The organism is Mycolicibacterium lutetiense, assembly GCF_017876775.1.
Lineage (GTDB): Bacteria > Actinomycetota > Actinomycetes > Mycobacteriales > Mycobacteriaceae > Mycobacterium > Mycobacterium lutetiense.
The window spans coordinates 753314-769922 of sequence record NZ_JAGIOP010000001.1 but is presented as its reverse complement, the minus strand read 5'-3'; the positions used below and the strand labels follow the sequence as shown (position 1 = coordinate 769922).

General features: G+C 66.2%; 18 protein-coding genes and 1 pseudogene. 8 read left to right on the top strand and 11 right to left on the bottom strand.

Annotated features, from left to right (window positions below):
* Window positions 1–84: 84 nt before the first annotated feature.
* Window positions 85–1743 carry an ABC transporter ATP-binding protein/permease gene (locus JOF57_RS03790; protein ID WP_209913779.1) on the bottom strand — a complete coding sequence of 553 codons (1659 nt, stop codon included), beginning with the start codon at window positions 1741–1743 and terminating at the stop codon, window positions 85–87.
* A 96-nt stretch (window positions 1744–1839) separates the two neighbouring features.
* A complete protein-coding gene (locus tag JOF57_RS03785; protein ID WP_234937890.1) occupies window positions 1840–3405 on the bottom strand; it encodes an HD domain-containing phosphohydrolase in 1566 nt (521 codons plus the stop codon).
* 141 nt (window positions 3406–3546) lie between these two features.
* Here JOF57_RS03785 and JOF57_RS03780 point away from each other — a divergent pair, with 141 nt between their 5' ends.
* The gene (locus tag JOF57_RS03780; protein ID WP_209913776.1) at window positions 3547–4704 is read left to right on the top strand and encodes an acyl-CoA dehydrogenase family protein; all 1158 of its coding nucleotides are present in this window, start codon (window positions 3547–3549) and stop codon (window positions 4702–4704) included.
* 12 nt (window positions 4705–4716) lie between these two features.
* A complete protein-coding gene (locus JOF57_RS03775; RefSeq protein ID WP_209913774.1) occupies window positions 4717–5385 on the top strand; it encodes a GntR family transcriptional regulator in 669 nt (222 codons plus the stop codon).
* A 351-nt stretch (window positions 5386–5736) separates the two neighbouring features.
* On the opposite strand, the gene JOF57_RS03770 is transcribed toward JOF57_RS03775, so the two are convergent.
* A complete protein-coding gene (locus tag JOF57_RS03770; RefSeq protein ID WP_209913772.1) occupies window positions 5737–6075 on the bottom strand; it encodes a hypothetical protein in 339 nt (112 codons plus the stop codon).
* Window positions 6076–6467: 392 nt separating this feature from the next.
* Window positions 6468–7349, bottom strand: a complete 882-nt coding sequence (locus tag JOF57_RS03765; RefSeq protein ID WP_209915783.1) for an LLM class flavin-dependent oxidoreductase — start codon at window positions 7347–7349, stop codon at window positions 6468–6470.
* A gap of 51 nt (window positions 7350–7400) precedes the next feature.
* Between JOF57_RS03765 and JOF57_RS03760 the strand changes: the two genes are divergently transcribed.
* On the top strand, window positions 7401–7814 hold the full coding sequence (locus tag JOF57_RS03760) for a VOC family protein (protein ID WP_209915781.1): 414 nt from the start codon (window positions 7401–7403) through the stop codon (window positions 7812–7814).
* A 3-nt stretch (window positions 7815–7817) separates the two neighbouring features.
* Here JOF57_RS03760 and JOF57_RS03755 read toward each other — a convergent pair whose 3' ends face one another.
* Window positions 7818–8243, bottom strand: a complete 426-nt coding sequence (locus JOF57_RS03755; RefSeq protein WP_209913770.1) for a DoxX family protein — start codon at window positions 8241–8243, stop codon at window positions 7818–7820.
* 151 nt (window positions 8244–8394) lie between these two features.
* Between JOF57_RS03755 and JOF57_RS03750 the strand changes: the two genes are divergently transcribed.
* The 3 genes from JOF57_RS03750 to JOF57_RS03740 are packed head-to-tail and all read left to right on the top strand — an operon-like array spanning window position 8395 to window position 11255.
* The gene (locus JOF57_RS03750) at window positions 8395–9705 is read left to right on the top strand and encodes a sensor histidine kinase (RefSeq protein ID WP_209913768.1); all 1311 of its coding nucleotides are present in this window, start codon (window positions 8395–8397) and stop codon (window positions 9703–9705) included.
* Window positions 9693–10337, top strand: a complete 645-nt coding sequence (locus tag JOF57_RS03745) for a response regulator transcription factor (protein ID WP_209913766.1) — start codon at window positions 9693–9695, stop codon at window positions 10335–10337. Before JOF57_RS03750 ends, JOF57_RS03745 begins: the two co-directional genes overlap by 13 nt.
* A gap of 33 nt (window positions 10338–10370) precedes the next feature.
* Window positions 10371–11255, top strand: a complete 885-nt coding sequence (locus JOF57_RS03740) for a DUF4097 family beta strand repeat-containing protein (protein WP_209913764.1) — start codon at window positions 10371–10373, stop codon at window positions 11253–11255.
* Here JOF57_RS03740 and JOF57_RS03735 read toward each other — a convergent pair.
* A complete protein-coding gene (locus JOF57_RS03735) occupies window positions 11252–12277 on the bottom strand; it encodes a nitronate monooxygenase (protein ID WP_209913762.1) in 1026 nt (341 codons plus the stop codon). The genes JOF57_RS03740 and JOF57_RS03735 overlap by 4 nt on opposite strands.
* Window positions 12277–12801 (bottom strand): GNAT family N-acetyltransferase, encoded by a 525-nt coding sequence (locus tag JOF57_RS03730; RefSeq protein ID WP_209913759.1) that lies wholly within the window; start codon window positions 12799–12801, stop codon window positions 12277–12279. The genes JOF57_RS03735 and JOF57_RS03730 overlap by 1 nt, the downstream gene beginning before the upstream one ends.
* A 56-nt stretch (window positions 12802–12857) precedes the next feature.
* Here JOF57_RS03730 and JOF57_RS03725 point away from each other — a divergent pair, with 56 nt between their 5' ends.
* Complete coding sequence (locus JOF57_RS03725; protein ID WP_209913757.1) at window positions 12858–13241, top strand: VOC family protein; 384 nt, start codon at window positions 12858–12860, stop codon at window positions 13239–13241.
* On the opposite strand, the gene JOF57_RS03720 is transcribed toward JOF57_RS03725, so the two are convergent.
* On the bottom strand, window positions 13219–13866 hold the full coding sequence (locus JOF57_RS03720) for a maleylpyruvate isomerase family mycothiol-dependent enzyme (RefSeq protein ID WP_209913755.1): 648 nt from the start codon (window positions 13864–13866) through the stop codon (window positions 13219–13221). The two genes, JOF57_RS03725 and JOF57_RS03720, sit on opposite strands and share 23 nt — an antisense overlap.
* Window positions 13853–14770 (bottom strand): alpha/beta hydrolase, encoded by a 918-nt coding sequence (locus JOF57_RS03715; RefSeq protein WP_234937701.1) that lies wholly within the window; start codon window positions 14768–14770, stop codon window positions 13853–13855. The genes JOF57_RS03720 and JOF57_RS03715 overlap by 14 nt, the downstream gene beginning before the upstream one ends.
* A gap of 61 nt (window positions 14771–14831) precedes the next feature.
* Here JOF57_RS03715 and JOF57_RS03710 point away from each other — a divergent pair, with 61 nt between their 5' ends.
* Window positions 14832–15458 carry a TetR/AcrR family transcriptional regulator gene (locus JOF57_RS03710; protein ID WP_209913751.1) on the top strand — a complete coding sequence of 209 codons (627 nt, stop codon included), beginning with the start codon at window positions 14832–14834 and terminating at the stop codon, window positions 15456–15458.
* On the opposite strand, the gene JOF57_RS03705 is transcribed toward JOF57_RS03710, so the two are convergent.
* Both JOF57_RS03705 and JOF57_RS03700 read right to left on the bottom strand, forming a co-directional pair.
* Window positions 15455–15925: an Rrf2 family transcriptional regulator gene (locus JOF57_RS03705; protein ID WP_209913749.1), complete on the bottom strand. Its 471-nt coding sequence runs from the start codon at window positions 15923–15925 to the stop codon at window positions 15455–15457. The genes JOF57_RS03710 and JOF57_RS03705 overlap by 4 nt on opposite strands.
* Before the next feature lie 49 nt (window positions 15926–15974).
* Window positions 15975–16566, bottom strand: a pseudogene (locus tag JOF57_RS03700) (cysteine hydrolase family protein).
* Between the last annotated feature and the right edge of the window lie 43 nt (window positions 16567–16609).

The window sequence follows — 16609 nt, the reverse complement described above, 5'->3', positions numbered from 1 at the left end:
CACGCCACTGCCCAGATTTCGTTCGAATTGCAGAAACGCAGGCCCGAGAGGCAACCGCCTCGCGGGCCTGACGTCATTGGGTCGTCATCGCCAGAACGCACCCGGGGTCGATTTGCGGTGCAGCACCCACACGGTTCCGGTGAGCAGGATGGCGGTGAACGCCGCGAGCGCAATCAGGCTGGCGCCGGTGCCGCCGCTGAAGGTGTCGCGGTATCCCGACATGGCAGGCAGCGTGGCGGTGAATCGGTCGAGGTCGAGGTCTCTACCGAGCGCTTCGAACGCATGCCGATTGGACAGGCCGTAGCTCATCATCCGTCCCGGGGCGGCCATCTCGTGGACCGGCACGATCGCACCGCCGAACAGCACCTGCGGGAAACACAGCATCGGCAGCGCCAGGGCGGCCTGCGCGGCGTTGGAGACCGCGGCGGAGGCGAACAGTCCCAGCGCCAGCGCCGACGTCGCCTCCACGAGGATCGTCACGAACAGCAGCGCGTACACATGCCATCCCAGTGCGGGCAGCCGGCCGAGCGCTCGCAGTACGCCGAGCAGTACCGCGCTCACCAGCGCCAGTACCGGGAGCAGTGCGGTGACCTTGGACCCCACATACGCCGTGATGCTCACGCCGGACAACCGCTCACGCCGGAAGACCGACATCTCCCCGACGATCTGCAGCAGGCCGTAGGTCAGGCCGAAGAAGAAGCCGTCGAACGCGATCCAGAAGACGATCTGCGCCGGTCCGATGTCGGCCGCACCGGTCGTATCGAAGGCGCCGCGCCGGAACAGCGTTGCCATCATCGCGGTGACCAACACCGGTGAGCCCAGCAGGATCGTCAGTGTCAACCGATTACGAAGCAGGACCTCGATATTGCGCCGCGTCAATGTCCACCACTGCTCGATCACCCTGGGTGTCTTGACCTTCGACGGGGCGGCCGGAGTCGGCGCTGGCTCGTCGTGGTGGCTCGGCACGACTGCGCGCAGCTCATCGAATCGCTGCGCCCACGCTGCCGGACTGCCCTCGGTGGCAAGTTTCTCGTAGACCCCGGCCAGATCCTGGACGCCGAAGTAGCGCCGGGCATCGGCCGGACTCCCTGTGAAGGCCAGGAATCCGTCGCGAGCGAGAAACACCACCCGATCGCACAGCTCGATGCCTGCCGGCTCATGGGTGGTCAGGACAACCGTGACTCCGCTGCGGCTCAGCCGATACAGCAGACGCATCACCTCGGCCGCGGTCGCCGGATCCAGACCGGAGGTGGGTTCGTCCAGGAAGAAGATCCGCGGCCGGGTCAGTAGTTCCACGGCGATGCTCGCCCGCTTGCGCTGTCCACCGGACAACGCGCGGACCGGTACCTCGGCTCGGTCAGCCAGGTCGAGGTCATGCATCGTCTGTTCGACGGCGCGGTCGGCCTCAGCTGCCGAGGTACCCGCGGGCAGCCTCAACCGGGCGGCGTAGCGCAACGTCCGGCGCAACGGCATCTCCAGATGGATGATGTCGTCCTGCGGCACGTATCCGATCCGGGTGCTGTCGTGCCGCACCTGCCCACCCGAGGGCGGCTGCAGTCCGGCCAGCGTCTCGAGCAGTGTCGTCTTGCCCGCACCGCTGCCCCCGGCGATGGCGACCAGTTCGCCCGGCCGCACCGTCAGCGAGAGCTCGTGCAGGAGCTGCCGGCCGCCGGCGTGCCGGCTCACCCTCAACGCGTCGATTCGGCCCTCGGCGAGCGACGGCTCGTATGCCAATTCGGTCATGATCGGTCCCTCCGAAAGTGCTGAAATAGCTGGTCAGGTTCTGATCATCGAACGGAAGCACCGATGGCTACATGGGGCAATCGCCTCAAATGCGCGCTACGCCGATCCCCCGGCGGTGTCGAGCGCGGGGCCGGCCAGACCTCGATCGATGGCCGCCAGAGTCGCCTGGGTGCGGTTGCTGACGCCGAGCTTGGCGTACACCCGCTCGACGTGGTTGCGCGCTGTCTTCTCCGCGATGAACAGAGTGGAGCCGATCTCCCGGTTGGATCTCCCCTGCGCGACGAGCCGCAAGACTTCGACCTCGCGGGCGGTGAGCCTCGATGAGGGCCCGGACCGGGGCTCCGACCGATGACCCGCCGCCGTCAGCACCGCTTCCACCGACTCCGCGTCAAGTCGTCCGTCGCGCGCCTCGCGACGCAACAGTCCGGCAACATCCGCATGCCCCGAATCCTGCTCGTGCAGAACCTGATATGTGACAGCAGCCGCCAGTATCCGATCGGCCATGGTGAGCTCCGGACCCGCATTGCCTCGGGGGAATCCGGAGCCGTCGATCCTCTCCTCGTGCTTGGTGGCCAGCGAGACAACCGATTTCAAACCGTCGACGCGATTCAGGATCCGCCCGGTCAGGTACGGATACATCCGCAGCCGCTCGGTCTCGGCCGTCGTCAACGGGCCCTTCTTCTCCCAGATCTGGTTGGATACGCCCAGTTTCCCCAGTCCGTGGACCAGGCCGGCGCGGTACAGTCGCGTCACCTCGGCCTGCGACAGCCGCAACTGGCGGGCGGCTGCTGCCGCCAGGTCGGCGATGCCGCGCGAGTAGCCCGGTGAGACCGGGCATTTGAGATCGACGAAATCTGCCATTGCTCGAAGGAATTCATCGATCTCGTCCTCGCTCAGAATGCGATCGCGGTCAGGTGCGAGCGCCAGTGCCGCAGTCCAGACATCGATGTCGAGCAACCCCTCGACGATCGCGGCGGCATCACGCTCGAACACGTCCGCGACGTCGGGGCTGAACTGGGTGCCACTGCGGGATCGCACGACCTCGATCGCCTGCCCCAGACCGCCGGTACGCAGATGCACCTCGACCACGTCAGCCAGGCCGACGATGTGTATCTCGATCGGAATCTTCTCGCCACCAACACCATTGGGCATACCGCGGCCATCCCAGCGCTCGAAGACATAGGCAAGTGCCGCACCGACGTCGCGATCCAGCCCCATTCGGTCGGACAACGCCCCAGCCGAGCTGCAGTGCGAGTTGATGAGCCGGGCCACCTGGTTGCGCGCGGTGAGAACGAATATCGCCGATCGGATTCCGCGTTCCCAGCCAGGCAGATCCTGCCCGACATGGCTGACCATCAACCGCAGAAATGGCATCCCAGCCCGGTCCACCCCGTAGGTGTCGGCCCGAAAACCGATGTCGTCGCCGAAAAGAGCTGACAGTTCATGCGAGTCGGCGTGGCAGCCGATCCAGCCGACCAGATTTGCGTAGTACACCGTCGCGCGCTGTCGCGCATCAAGACCTATCCGCTCCGCGAGACGTGTGGCGATCAGCGACGATCGGAGCATGTGTTCCATCGGCTGGCCGAGACCAAGGTCGATCGCCAGCGAAACCGCCGCCAGCAACTCGGCCTTACACAGACCGTTTCCCGAGTCGTACCGCATCCGAAGCGGTGGCACGTCCCTATTCTGCGCCTTTCGCCCACGCCCACGCTGTCAGCCGCCAACCGCCGCCATCGGGTCATCCGAATCGGACATACTCAAACTCTATAGAATATTTTCCATAAAGCTTCCAGGAGGAACTCAGTGATTACCTTGTCCACCGAAGAGCAGGCCATCGTCGACACCGTCCGCGACTTCGTCGACAAGCAGGTCCGGCCCGTCGTCCGCGAACTCGAACACGCCAACACCTATCCCGAGGCACTCATCGAGACGATGAAGGAGATGGGCATCTTTGGTCTGGCGATCCCGGAACCCTATGGTTTCGCGGCAGTTTCGATGCCGTGCTACGCGCAGGTCACCGAGGAGCTCGCGCGCGGCTGGATGAGCCTGGCCGGCGCGATGGGCGGGCACACCGTGGTGTCCAAGCTGTTACTGCAGTTCGGCACCGAGGCGCAGAAGCAGAAGTATCTGCCCCGCATGGCCACCGGCGAACTGCGCGCCACAATGGCGCTCACCGAACCCGGCGGAGGCTCCGACCTGCAGGCCATGCGCACCGTGGCAACCAAAAACGAGTCGGGCTACGTGATCAACGGGTCGAAGACCTGGATCAGCAATGCCCGCAAGGCCGGCCTGGTCGCGCTGCTGTGCAAGACCGACCCCGCCGCGCTCCCCGCCCACAAGGGCGTGTCGATTCTGTTGGTGGAGAAGGTTCCCGGCTTCGAAGTCTCCAAGGATCTGCCGAAACTCGGATACAAAGGCGTCGAGAGTTGTGAGATCAATTTCGTTGACTGCCAAGTGGATTCAGATGCGCTACTCGGTGGTGCCGAAGGACGCGGATTCGCCCAGATGATGAAGGGTCTGGAAGTCGGCCGGATCCAGGTGGCCGCCAGGGCAACGGGCGTGGCCCGCGCCGCGTTTGACGACGCACTGCAGTACGCGCAGGACCGCGAGAGCTTCGGCGTGCCGATCTGGAAGCACCAGTCGGTCGGGAACATGCTGGCCGACATGGGCACCAAGCTCTACGCCGCCCGCAGCCTCCTGCTCGATGCGGCCGAGCGGATCGACGCCGGCGGCCGCTGCGACATGGAGGCAGGCATGGCCAAGCTGTTCGCCTCGGAGACCGCGATGGAGATCGCGCTGAATGCGGTGCGGATCCACGGCGGCTACGGCTACTCCACCGAATACGACGTCGAACGCTATTTCCGCGACGCGCCCCTGATGATCGTCGGCGAGGGCACCAACGAAATCCAGCGGGGCGTCATCGCCAAGCAACTGGTCAAGCGCGGCGGACTCGACATCTGAGGTCAGCCTGACATGAACGGGAATCCCAAGAAACACCTCATGCGGTTGTCTGATGTCGCGTCGTCGCATGTGCGCGAGCTCATCGTGTCGGGACAGTTGCACTCTGGGCAGTTCATCCGTCCGGAGGTGGTCGCCGAGGAACTCGGAATCAGCGCCACGCCGGCCCGCGAGGGCCTGCTGCAGCTTCAGACCGAGGGCTTCTTATCCGTCGAGCCACGCCGCGGCTTCATGGTGACGGCGCTGTCCAGCGACGACATCCGCGACATCTACGACGCCCAAGCCCTGTTGGGCGGTGAGCTCACCGCTCGCGTCGCCGCGACGATCACACCGACGACGGTAGACGAACTCGAGCGAATCCAGGATGCGCTCGAACATGCCGCTGCTGCAAATGATTTCGACGAGGAAGAACGGCTCAACCACCAGTTCCACGAACTGATCTACCGGCTGAGCGGGTCACGCAAGATCCGGTGGCTTATCAAGACCACGCTGACGTATGCACCCCGCAAGTTCTTTGCCGCCGTGGAGGGTTGGCCCGAGGCATCGGCCCAGGATCACCGGGCCATCATCGAGCACTTGCGCGCCAACAACCCCGAGCAGGCCCGCGCCGCCATGGCCCGACATATCCGGAATGCCGGTGCGCTGCTCGCCGATCACCTGGCCCAGAACGGCGGACTGAGGTAGTCATTCGCGATGGCCCCGCCGCCAGCAACGCAGGGGCGGGGAAAAAGTCGCCCGTCAGCCGAGCGCCCTAAGGCGCAACGACAGAAGAATCTGCGAACGCAAAGACCCAGGTAACCGATCCACAATTGGTGCGGAGCCACACCAGGGAAGGGTGCCCACGCGTCGCGAATCTGTCCAGAAGAAGGGTCTTCAGCAAATGGCGCTCAGGGTATACAGTCAAGCTGAATTACTTGTGGACCGGTGGTGGTGATCCGGGGGAGTAAGCCTCCAACACCGCCCACGTATCAGTGGTGACCCGTTTACAGCGGGTCACCACTGATCTGTTTGGGACTGTTGTGCACGGGCGGGAGGTCAGCCCAGCCCGGTCCACTTCTTCAGGACCTTGCCCGGGAAGCCGCCCCACTTCTCGGCCGTCTTACCGGGGAAGGTCGCCCACTTCTCGGCCGTCTTACCGGGGAACTTCACCCATTTGTCGACTACGGGGATCTCGGGCAGGTCGACCCCGCCGGTGATCGCACTCTTGGCGGCGTCGGTGGCGGCGTCGGTGAGCGAGGAGGTCACGCGGTCGCACGGCGAGCACCCGACGGTGCTGTTGCCCTTGGAATCGGCCGATGCCGGCGCAGACAGCGCCACGGCGGCACTGACGATCCCCGCTGCCAAGGTCGTGGCGATCAAGCTCTTCTGGATCATGAGTTCCCCAACTGTCGTATTCGCCTCTGCCTGACCACGTCGTCGATCAATACGCTAGTACCGATATCTGGCGCGTGCTGATCCGTAACGCGCCCTTGACATCGTTTGCTGTAGCCGGCCTGCACCGGATTTCACTCGAACGTTTCCGAGAATGCCTCGGGCCTGGGGAACCCCGCCCGAATAGTCGGCAACCGACCGGTGAACAACTCGGCAACCGCACGTCGTCGTGCCTGATGGACAGGTACGACATCGAATAGTCCGACGCTGGCCACCCCACGCGTGCCGAGCTCGAAAACATCGGGCACCTAGGGGCAGAACAGAGACGCAGGCCACGTCGACGCCGATTCCATGACCTTGCTCACGTATTGCTGAAATAGTCCGATCGGAGAATTTCAGACGAAGGCTTTGGCCACCTCAGCCACTCGCCGCAGCTGGTCGATATCGGAGCTGGTCGGGATCAGGTGCACCTCGTCGGTGCCGATGCTCTCGAACTTGCCGAGCACCTCGACCAGTTCCTCTTCGGTGCCGGCCCAGCCGGTCATGGGAGCCATCGCGTCGACGTACTCGGCCGGGATCCAGTTCATGTACCGACGCAGATGCCGGCGTACCTGATCGCGGGCCTCCTCGGGCTTACCGAGCGCGAACCAGAACGAGGTCGCCAGGTGCGGCTTGGGCTTGCCGGCCTCGGCCCACGCGGTCCGGGCGACGTCGAACAACTCGGCCTGGCGAGTCAGATCCAGATCCAGTGTGGTGCCGGCGACGCCGTCGGCCCAGACCGCGGCATCACGGATGGTCTTGGGCCCGATGCTGCCGATCTGCAACGGCGGCCCACCGGACTGAACCGGCGGCGGCCCGACCGGAAGCACCGATTCGGTGACCTTCTCGCCGGCCCACACCCGCTTCATCACCGCGACACGCTCAGCCAGTCCCCGCCGGCTCTGGGTCCCCGGGTCGGCGCCGACCGCGTGATAGTCCTCGTGGCGGCCACCGACACCGATACCCACGGTCAACCGCCCACCACTGAGCAGGTCACCGGTGGCCAAGCCCTTGGCCAGCATCACCGGATCGTGCAACTGCGGTACCACCACGGTGGTCACCAGCCGCACCCGGTCAGTCCAGGCCGCCAGTGCGCCCAGCAGGGTCAGGCTGTCCGGATTGTCGAAGGCGATGCGCTCGCCCCAGCACAGCGACGAGAACGGCCCTTCGTCGATGACTTGCGCCCAGGACCGCAGCGTCGTCGCATCCAACAAAGGTTCCATGACCGGCATCGTCATCCCCACATGCACGCACGGATTCTATCACGTCGAGGTGGCAGCATGAACCCCATGGCCATCACCACGTCCTCCGTCGCGCATTTGCGGCTCACGGTCACCGACATCGAACGGTCCCGGCAGTTCTACGAGAGCGTCTTCGGCTGGCCGATTCTGATCGAGCTGCTGCAGGACGCCGACGTCGCCACCCGCGCCCGGCTGAGTTTTCTGTCCGGCGGGGTGATCTACGACGCCGGGGCAACGTTGATCGGCCTGCGCCCGGTCGGCCGGGATGCCTTCGACGAAGACCGAACCGGGCTGGACCACCTGGCCTTCCGGCTCAGGAGCCTCGCCGAGTTGAACGACGCCGCACTGCATCTCGACGATTTGGGTATCGGGCACGAGCCCGTCAAAGACATCGGCCCGTCCTACATCCTGGAGTTCCGCGACCCCGACAACATCGCGCTGGAGCTCACCGCACCGAAGTAGGCTTCACCGCCGTAGGCCGGCGACCCTGAGCAACTCGGGGCGTCGGAGCACCAGTCCGATCCACATCAGCACACCGAGGTAGACCGCGAACAGCGTGTGGCTGAACAGCGGTGCTTCAACGCGCATGTTCGCAGTGACCGCGCCGCCGAGGTAGGCCGTGATGCCCACCGCGCCCAGCACCGCCGTGCGCGGGACGATGTAGACAACGACGCACGCCGCCAGGACGATTCCCATCACCAGCGCCTGCCCAGTGGGAAAACCGAGAGCCGCAGTTCCGTCCTTGACTTGCTGGGGAAGCGTGAACTTGCCGAACGCGTCGAACACGAGGAAGGCGCCGACGAGCCCGCTGATCCCTATGCCGATCTTGCGCCTCAGCGACTTGTCGGCGTGGCCTTGGGCATCGGTGTCGGGTGTGGACAGAACAGCCATGGGTTGCTCCTAGCGTTTCGAGAGGGTGACAGCGGGTAGACCGGACCGCCCGGCGAAACTCATCGCCGGAGATTGGGGGGTGGTTATCCCCCAGCGGGGTCTGGGGAAAACGCTGTATCGCCGCGCCGCACAACTTCGTAGGTTGGAAGGCATGGTCGCAATCAGCGAAACCTTCGTGCCCGCACCTGCCCCGTCGCCGCCTGAGCCCGTTTCGAGATCGCGCACCATCGGCGTCGTGCCGACCGCATCGATGATCACCGGTGCCGCCGTCGCGCTCGTGTGGTTCTGGATTCCGTTGTCCATCATGGTCATCGGATTCTCTTCGATTCCGTCCGTGATCGGCTTCCTGCTTGCCGCGGTGGTGTTCATCTACCTGATGCGCGGCGTGGAGGGGTTCGAGCGGACCCGCAGTGAAGCGGTGTTCGGTTTCGGAATCGGCATCCCGCCCCGCCGATTGTCACCGCATACGGGCTTCCAGGGCTGGGCGCATCAGCTCTGGCTGGATATCAGCAGTACCCGGTTCTGGAAGGGCTTCTGCCATCACTACCTGCGGATGACCTACGACATGCTGGCCACCGGCCTCGCCTTCGCCCTGCTGACGTTCGCCTTCCTCGGCCCAGCCGCGGCCGTCGCCATCCGTCACAGCGACAACGCCGCCGGTCTGATCTTTCTCTCCCTGCCGATCGCCGTGCTGCTGGCGGTCGTCGCCGTCATCGCCGCGGCAGCCATCCTGATCCTCGCCCCGGCAGTGGATGCCGCGATCGACCGATGGCTCCTGTCGCCGTCGCCCACCGCGGCCCTGGAATATCAAGTGAGTGCGCTGGCCGATGCCCGGCAGGGTGCGGTGTCCTCGGCGCAGACCGAACGGCACCGCATCGAGCGGGACCTGCACGACAGCGTGCAACCCCGCCTGGTATCTCTGGCGATGACGATCGGGCTGGCGCAGACAAAGCTGGATTCGGATCCGCCCGCCGCCAAGGCCCTGATCGCCGAGGCTCACGCCGACGCCAAGGCCGCACTCGTCGAACTTCGCAACGTGGTGCGGGGCATCGCGCCGACGATCCTGTCGGACCGGGGCCTTGACGCGGCACTGTCGTCGGTGGTGCAGCGCGCCGAAACCTCGGGGGTACCCACCACACTGCACATCGAACTGCCCCGCAGGCTGCCCGACGAAGTGGAATCGGTTGCCTACTTCGTGGTCGCCGAGGCGTTGACCAACATCGCCAAGCACGCCAACGCCACTCAGGCCGTGGTCACCGTGCGCCTGGATGACGCCGCCGACGTGCTGCACGTCTCGGTATTCGACGACGGTCAGGGCGGTGCCGCCGTCGACGCCGACGAGACCGCGACCGGCCTGCGCGGACTCGAGGAACGAGTACGTGCCGCCGGCGGATCGTTCGCGGTGTCGAGTCCCGCCACGGGTCCGACGATCGTCACGGCGGTGCTGCCATGCGCATCGTGATCGCCGAGGATTCGGCGCTGCTGCGGGCCGGTATCGAGCGGATCCTGGCCGACGCCGGACACGAGGTGGTGGCCGGGGTGCCCGACGCCACCAACCTGCTGCGCCTGGTGAATGAGCTTCACCCAGACCTGGCCATTCTTGATGTCCGGATGCCACCGACGTTCACCGACGAGGGCATCCGCGCCGCAGCCCTACTGCGCAGGCAGAACCCCGAGTCCCCGGTGCTGGTTCTCTCGCACTACGTCGAGGAGCGTTACGCGACCGACCTGATCGCCTCGGACACCCGAGGATTCGGCTATCTGTTGAAAGACCGGGTGGCCGACGTTCTGGCCTTTCTCGACGCCGTCGAGGTGGTGGGCGGAGGCGGCACGGTACTTGATCCAGAGGTGGTGTCACAGATCCTGATTCGTTCGGCCCGACGCAGTGTCCTGGACCAGTTGACCCCGCGCGAACGAGATGTCCTGCAACTCATGGCAGAGGGCAGGACGAACTCGGCTGTCGCCGCCGCACTGCACATCTCGGTCGGCTCAGCCGAGAAACACATCGCCTCGATCTTCACGAAATTCGACCTCGCTCCGGACGAGAGCGAGAACCGCCGCGTGCTCGCGGTGCTGCGTTACCTCGAGACCTAGACCGAACATCCGCACCCGGGAAGGACTTTCATCGTGACCACCATCGCCCCTCCGCCACCGGCCAACGTTCCGCCCCAACTGACCCCCGGCGGACGCACCGCCTTCCGTCTGGTCCTGATCGCCGCGGCGACGCTGCTTGTGGCCGGTTCGGTGGCATCGCTGGGTGTCGCGGCGTGGGCCGTGAGCACTGTCCGCGTCGTCACCGATCACGAGGCCCTGCCGACCACGATGCGATCGTTGGTGATCGACACCGCACGCATCCCCATCGCGATCCGGATCATCGCGGACCGCGAAACCCGGGACGCCGCCGCCGATCTGCGCCTGGTGAACACCACCCACAGCGGCGCGCACCGACTCGAGGTCACCACCGACGGCGACGAGACCCGGATCACGTTGGTGGACAACCCGTCCCGTTTCCTGCAGTGGGCCCGAGGCGGGGAGATCACGGTCGCCGTACCACCCGAGCAGGCGCGGCGGTTGACTGTGCGCACCGAGCAGGAGATCGGCACGGTGATCGCACAGGCGGACCTGGACCAGCTGATCGCTCGCACCACAGACGGTCCGATCATCCTGCGGGGCGCCGCCCGCCGCATCGAGGCCCACACCGAGAACGGCGGAATCTTCTCCCGCTCCCCCATCGCGGTCACCGAACAGTTCAACGCCACCACGTCGGACGGTGATATCACCGTCGACTTCCGCGACGCCGCGCCGCGCCTGATCGATGCGGTGAGCCGCAACGGTGATGTGACCATCGGACTACCCGGGCGGGGACCGTATCTGGTGCATGCCCAGTCGGGGTCCTCGACCGAGGTGCGAGTGCCCGAGACAACCGTCCCCGACACAGCAGCCGCCGAAGTCACGGTGCGTTCCGACGACGGCGACGTTGTCGTCGAGAATGTCGGCGCCCGAGGGCGTTAGCGGGCCGGGGACACTCTGTCGATGATCTCGGCCACCGAACCCGGGCGGGCCTGACGCCACCCGGTGCCCGCCCACACGTTGGTGGCCTGTGGATCGCCCGCGGCCACCGAGGCCTTGCGCACCGGACTGGTCAGGTAATGGATCTCGGGGTACCCCAGCGGGGCCTGCCCATCGTGCTCGCTGATGAACCGATTGCGCAGCCCGCGAGCATAACGACCGGAAAATGCCCGCGTCACAACGGTTTCGGTGAAATCGAGACTCTGTAGGGCGGCGCGGTGCACGGGACTGCTGCCGGATTCATCGGCCAGCAGGAACGCCGTGCCCAGTTGGGCCGCCACCGCACCGGCGGCCAGCACGCCGGCAATGTCGTCGGCGCTGACCAACCCGCCCGCAGCCACGACCGGGATGTCCACGGCTGCCAGCACGTCGGCCAGCAGGTGGTCCAGTGATTGCGATGCGGGCGAGGCGCCCGGGTCAAATGTGCCGCGGTGTCCACCGGCCGCAGGTCCCTGGACGGCAAGTGCGTCGACACCGCGGCCCACCGCCAGCCAGGCTTCGTCCAGCGTCGTCACGGTGCCTACGGTGCTGATCCCGACGCTGCGCAACCGGGCGATCTCGGGCTCGCTCGGCAGACCGAAAGTGAACGAGACCACCTCGGGCCGTAGGTCGAACACCGCGTCCAGCTTGGCGGCCCACGCATCGTCATCGTACCTCGGCTCACCGAGCGCCACCCCGTAGCGCTGCGCCTCACCGGCCAACTCGGCCGCATAGGCGTGAATCTGGTCCGCGGTCCCCGCACTGGGCTGGGGCGCAAAGAGATTCACCCCAAGGGGTTCGGCGGTCAAACCGCGTGCCGCGGTGACCCTTTCGGCGAGCGCCTCGGCGGTCAGATAACCGGCCGCGAGGAACCCGAGCCCGCCGGCGTTGCTGCCGGCCGCGGCCAATTCGGGCGTCGAGGGCCCACCGGCCATCGGCGCCACGATCACCGGACGTCGCAACCCGCGAATATCGAAAGTGCCCATCACCGCACCGCCTTCCCGAACAACAGAACATCCTGTGGTTCGTCACTGATATTGGGAAACATGGAGTACCGCGCGAGCCTTCCCTCCAGTGACAAACCGCACCGGCGCAGCACCCCAGCCGAACCGGCATTGTCGACATGGCAGTAGGCCGCGATCCGATACACCGTGGGATCCGGTTGTAGGTCGGCCAACATCAACGAAACCGCTTCCGACATCAGGCCACGTCCCCACCACTGCCGGGCCAGGCAGTAACCCAGCTCCACCGAGTACGGCTGAGGTCGTCGCCGGGCACACAGGCCGGCCACCTCACCATCGACTTCGATCAACCAGGTGTGCTCGTCACCGACGTTGAACAACGTCGTGATGACACGGCGTGTTTCGGCCACGCCGGAATGCGGACGCCAGGACAGATACTTCGTCACCTCGGGATCAGAGGAGATCCGGGTGTACAGAGCTTCGGCGTCCTCGACGACCGGTGGCCTCAGCCTTACCTGTGGCCCGGCCAGGATCTGGGTGTTGGGCATGGTCCCCATCCTGCACCGTTGCCGGGGGTACCGGTCCAACTGTTTACTGGACTGATATGGCCATCACCTTCAACCACACCATCGTCGCCGCCAGGGATCGGCGGGTCTCAGCCGAGTTCTTCACCGAGTTGTTCGGCCTGCCCGACCCCCGGGAATTCGGTCCGTTTCTCGCCGTGACCATCAATCACGGGGTGAACCTCGATTACGCCCAGGTGGGTCCTGACGAAGAGATTCGGCCGCAGCACTACGCATTCCTGGTGTCCGAGGACGAGTTCGACGCGATCTACGGCAAGATCCGCGACCGCGGCATGCAGCACTGGGCCGATCCGCATGGTCGGCACCCGGGCGAGATCAACCACAACGACGGCGGCCGCGGGGTGTACTTCCAGGACCCGTCCGGGCATTACCTGGAGATCATCACCCGCCCATACGGAGGCTGACCCGCTCCGACAGCAGGCCGACGCCGGCACCGGTCAACCGCGGCAGCATCGCCGGGCGGTTGCCCAGTACCGATACGAGTTCGGCGGCGCGGCCCTCGACGAGCGGCCCGCCGCCCCCATGCCTCCAGTTCGTATCGACGGCGACCAGGCTCAGACCACGACTGTTGCGGTAGGCCGGTACGAACGGATTCGGCAGCGTCACTTGAGTGTTCAGCACCGCGGCCAGCACGCTGGGCGCGATCTGCGGCTCGCGCCCCAATGCGTAGAGGATGTCCAGTTCGTGGGTGACGTGATCACCGATCAGGAGTCGTCGCGGGAAATACCGGCCGGTGCCGGCGGGCTGCGCGATATAGCGACGGTAGTCGTGCAGTAGCGCGGTCGGGTCGCGTCGCTTCGCCAGCGTTGCCGCAAGAGCAGTGTTGGCGGGGTCGAAGCCGCGGCGGAGGTACAGCTGCCGGGCGAAGTCACCGATCCCACAGCTGTATCCGATCACCAAGTGTGCGAGCACCTCATGGTTTGTCCATTCCGCGCAGAGGCTCGACGCCGCCCATTCACCAGGGCTCAGGGTCGCCGCAACACGGGCGAAGCGAGTGTCGTTTGCCCGTAGCTCATCACTTGCCGACACCGAGGTACTCCTTGAGAAAGCCGGTCTGGTCGGCAAGCACCTGGCTCACCAGGGGCGGATGGTAGATCGCGAAGTGATCGGAATCGTAATGACGGACAACACCCTTGGCTGCGCGAACGGCCACCAGTGCGGCATGGCGGGGAGACATCAGATTCTCCCGGTCACATACGCACACCAGCAGCGGTGCGCGCACCCGGCTGGCGTGGCGCAATGCCGAGGTGGCCACCAGTCCCAGGGCATCCGACGCCGCGATCCGGTTGTCGAATCCCGCTCCGGGCGGGACTGTGGAATGCCACCCCGCCTCCGCCCCTGGGGCAGTCACCAGGGCGAATCCGCCGGGTCGGCCGACGATGGGTACATACCGCCGGTCTCGACCGCTCAACGCCCGCAGCCCATCAGCGGCAATCGCCGGGGTCAACCGCAGCGCCCCCACCAGACCGAGAGTGCGTGCGGCCGCGGGGCCGTGCACGATGGGGCATTGCACGACGGCAGCCGCCAGCTCGACGCGCTCGGCGGCCACCCGAACCACGTTCATCGCGCCGAGGCTGGTCCCCCACAATCCGAGCCGGCCAGAATCGACGTCATCGCGCCCGCCCAGCCAGTCGAGTGCGGCATGCAGGTCCCGGCACTGCTTTCGTATCGAAATATGTTGCCGTGGAACACCATCTGACATTCCGGTGTGGCGATAGTCGAAGGATAGGACGCCGATCCCCGCGGCGGCGAAGTGCTGCTCATATTGCGGGAGCATCATGTCGTGGGTTGCGCCGAGCCCGTGGGCCAGCACGATCGCCGGGTGCGGGCCGGGCTCCGCCGGCAGGGTCAACCACGCTGCACATCGCTGCCCACCCGATTCGAATCCGACCCGGACCGTCGCCACGACACCCGCCATCTCAACCTCCATCATAGGTACGTTGTACGTATGCCGTAGACTGCAACACGTACGACGTACTTGTCAAGGAGTTCCTATGCGTTCCCGATTCACTGTCGATGAGATCGCCTCGGCTGCACTGACAATCGTCGATGCTTCCGGACCGGCCGCGTTGAGCATGCGGTCACTGGCGACGGCCCTGGGCACCGGTCCCATGACGATGTACAACTACGTCGCCGGAAAAGAGGCCCTCGAAGAATTGGTGGTCTCAGCCGTTGTCGCCGAGATCACCGTGCCCACCCCCACCGGCGACTGGCAGCGCGACGTACACACCATCGCCACCGCGATGTGGCGGGGCGTGCGCGCGCATCCGGCCGCCATCCCCCTGGTGCTGGTCCGCCGGATGTCCTCGGCCACCGGGTTCGCCATCGCCGACGCGCTGGTCGGCGCCCTGGGCCGGGCCGGATTGTCCGGCGTCGACCACCTGTCGGCGTTCCATGCAGTGATGGCCCTGGTCATCGGCTCCACACAAGCCGAACTCGCCGGCCCGTTGACCGGCGGCGCACCCGAGGCGGCGGCCCAGATCGGCTCGGTCGCCGGTACCGATTACCCGCACATCGAGGCGCTCTCACGGGTGGCGAGCCGAACATCGGTCGCCGAGGATTTCGACGGCGGCTTGCGAATGCTGATCGACGGCATCGCGATGCGCTGCCGCGAACGCTAGCGGTGGCCGCGCTCGTGTTCCTGATTGCGGTAGGCGTCCGCCAGCGTGTCGACGTGGTCGGGCAGCGCACCGGCCGCTACGTCGGCCAGGCTGGTCTCCTCCAGGACCGAGCGCATGCTGGCCCGCAGCGCACGCCAGACATCGGTCAGCGCCGCTGTCGGCCCTGAGTACGGCAGATCCCCCAGGCCGATGTCGCGCACACTGGCCAGCGGTCCGTCGATGCAACGCAGCACGTCGGCGATGCTGATTTCACCGGCCGGCCGCGCCAGTTCGTAGCCGCCGTCACGGCCCCGGTGGCTGCGGACCAGGCGGTCGTTTCGCAGGGCGGTGAGGATATCGACGAGGAACTGCGCCGGGATGCCCTGTGCCTTCGCCAGGTCGTCGGTCTTGACCAGCACACCGTCGTCGACCGTCGCGAGCTGGACCATGGCTCGGACGGCATACTCCGCCTTCGCCGACATCCGCATGCCCAGGATTGTGCCAGCTCACTCCTGCCGACACCCGTAACGGCCCGGCTCAGTCTGGGACGGCCGTCACGTCCGGGACGACTATGGCGAACAGATCCGACATCGCTGCCAGGCTCGCCGACTGCATGACCGCGGCAGGCACCGGCGCACTGTCAGGGCCGGCCAGCGTGCGGGTGGCGGTCGCGGCGGCCACCACGGTCGGGGCGTACCCGAGGTTGAAGGCGCCGCGCGCGGTGGAGTTGACGCACATGTGCGTCATGAATCCGGCCAGCACCAGGTTCGACGCACCGAGGCCCTTCAACCGGTCGTCGAGATCGGTCTGCACGAACGAATTGGGAAACTGCTTGACCACCACCGGTTCTCCCTCGCGCGGAGCCACCGACGCGACGATCGCGCCGCTCTCCCCCTCGATGTCGTACAGCGAGCCCGGACCGTCGGAGTGCTGGATATGGATGATCGGGATGCCCGCGCTGCGGGCCCGGTCGAGGAGTTGTGCCGTCTGCTCGAGAGCCGCCTGCACCCCGTCGGCGGCTTCCGTGGGTGTAGGTGTTCTGGCAGTCGATCAGGACCAGGGTGGAATCGGCGAGTCGGGCCGGTACGGCGGGGAGGCTGGCCAGTTCGCGCAGCGTGGGGCGGCTCATTTCGGTGAGCGTAGTGACCCGACACCGCGTTTAGGCTGCATTG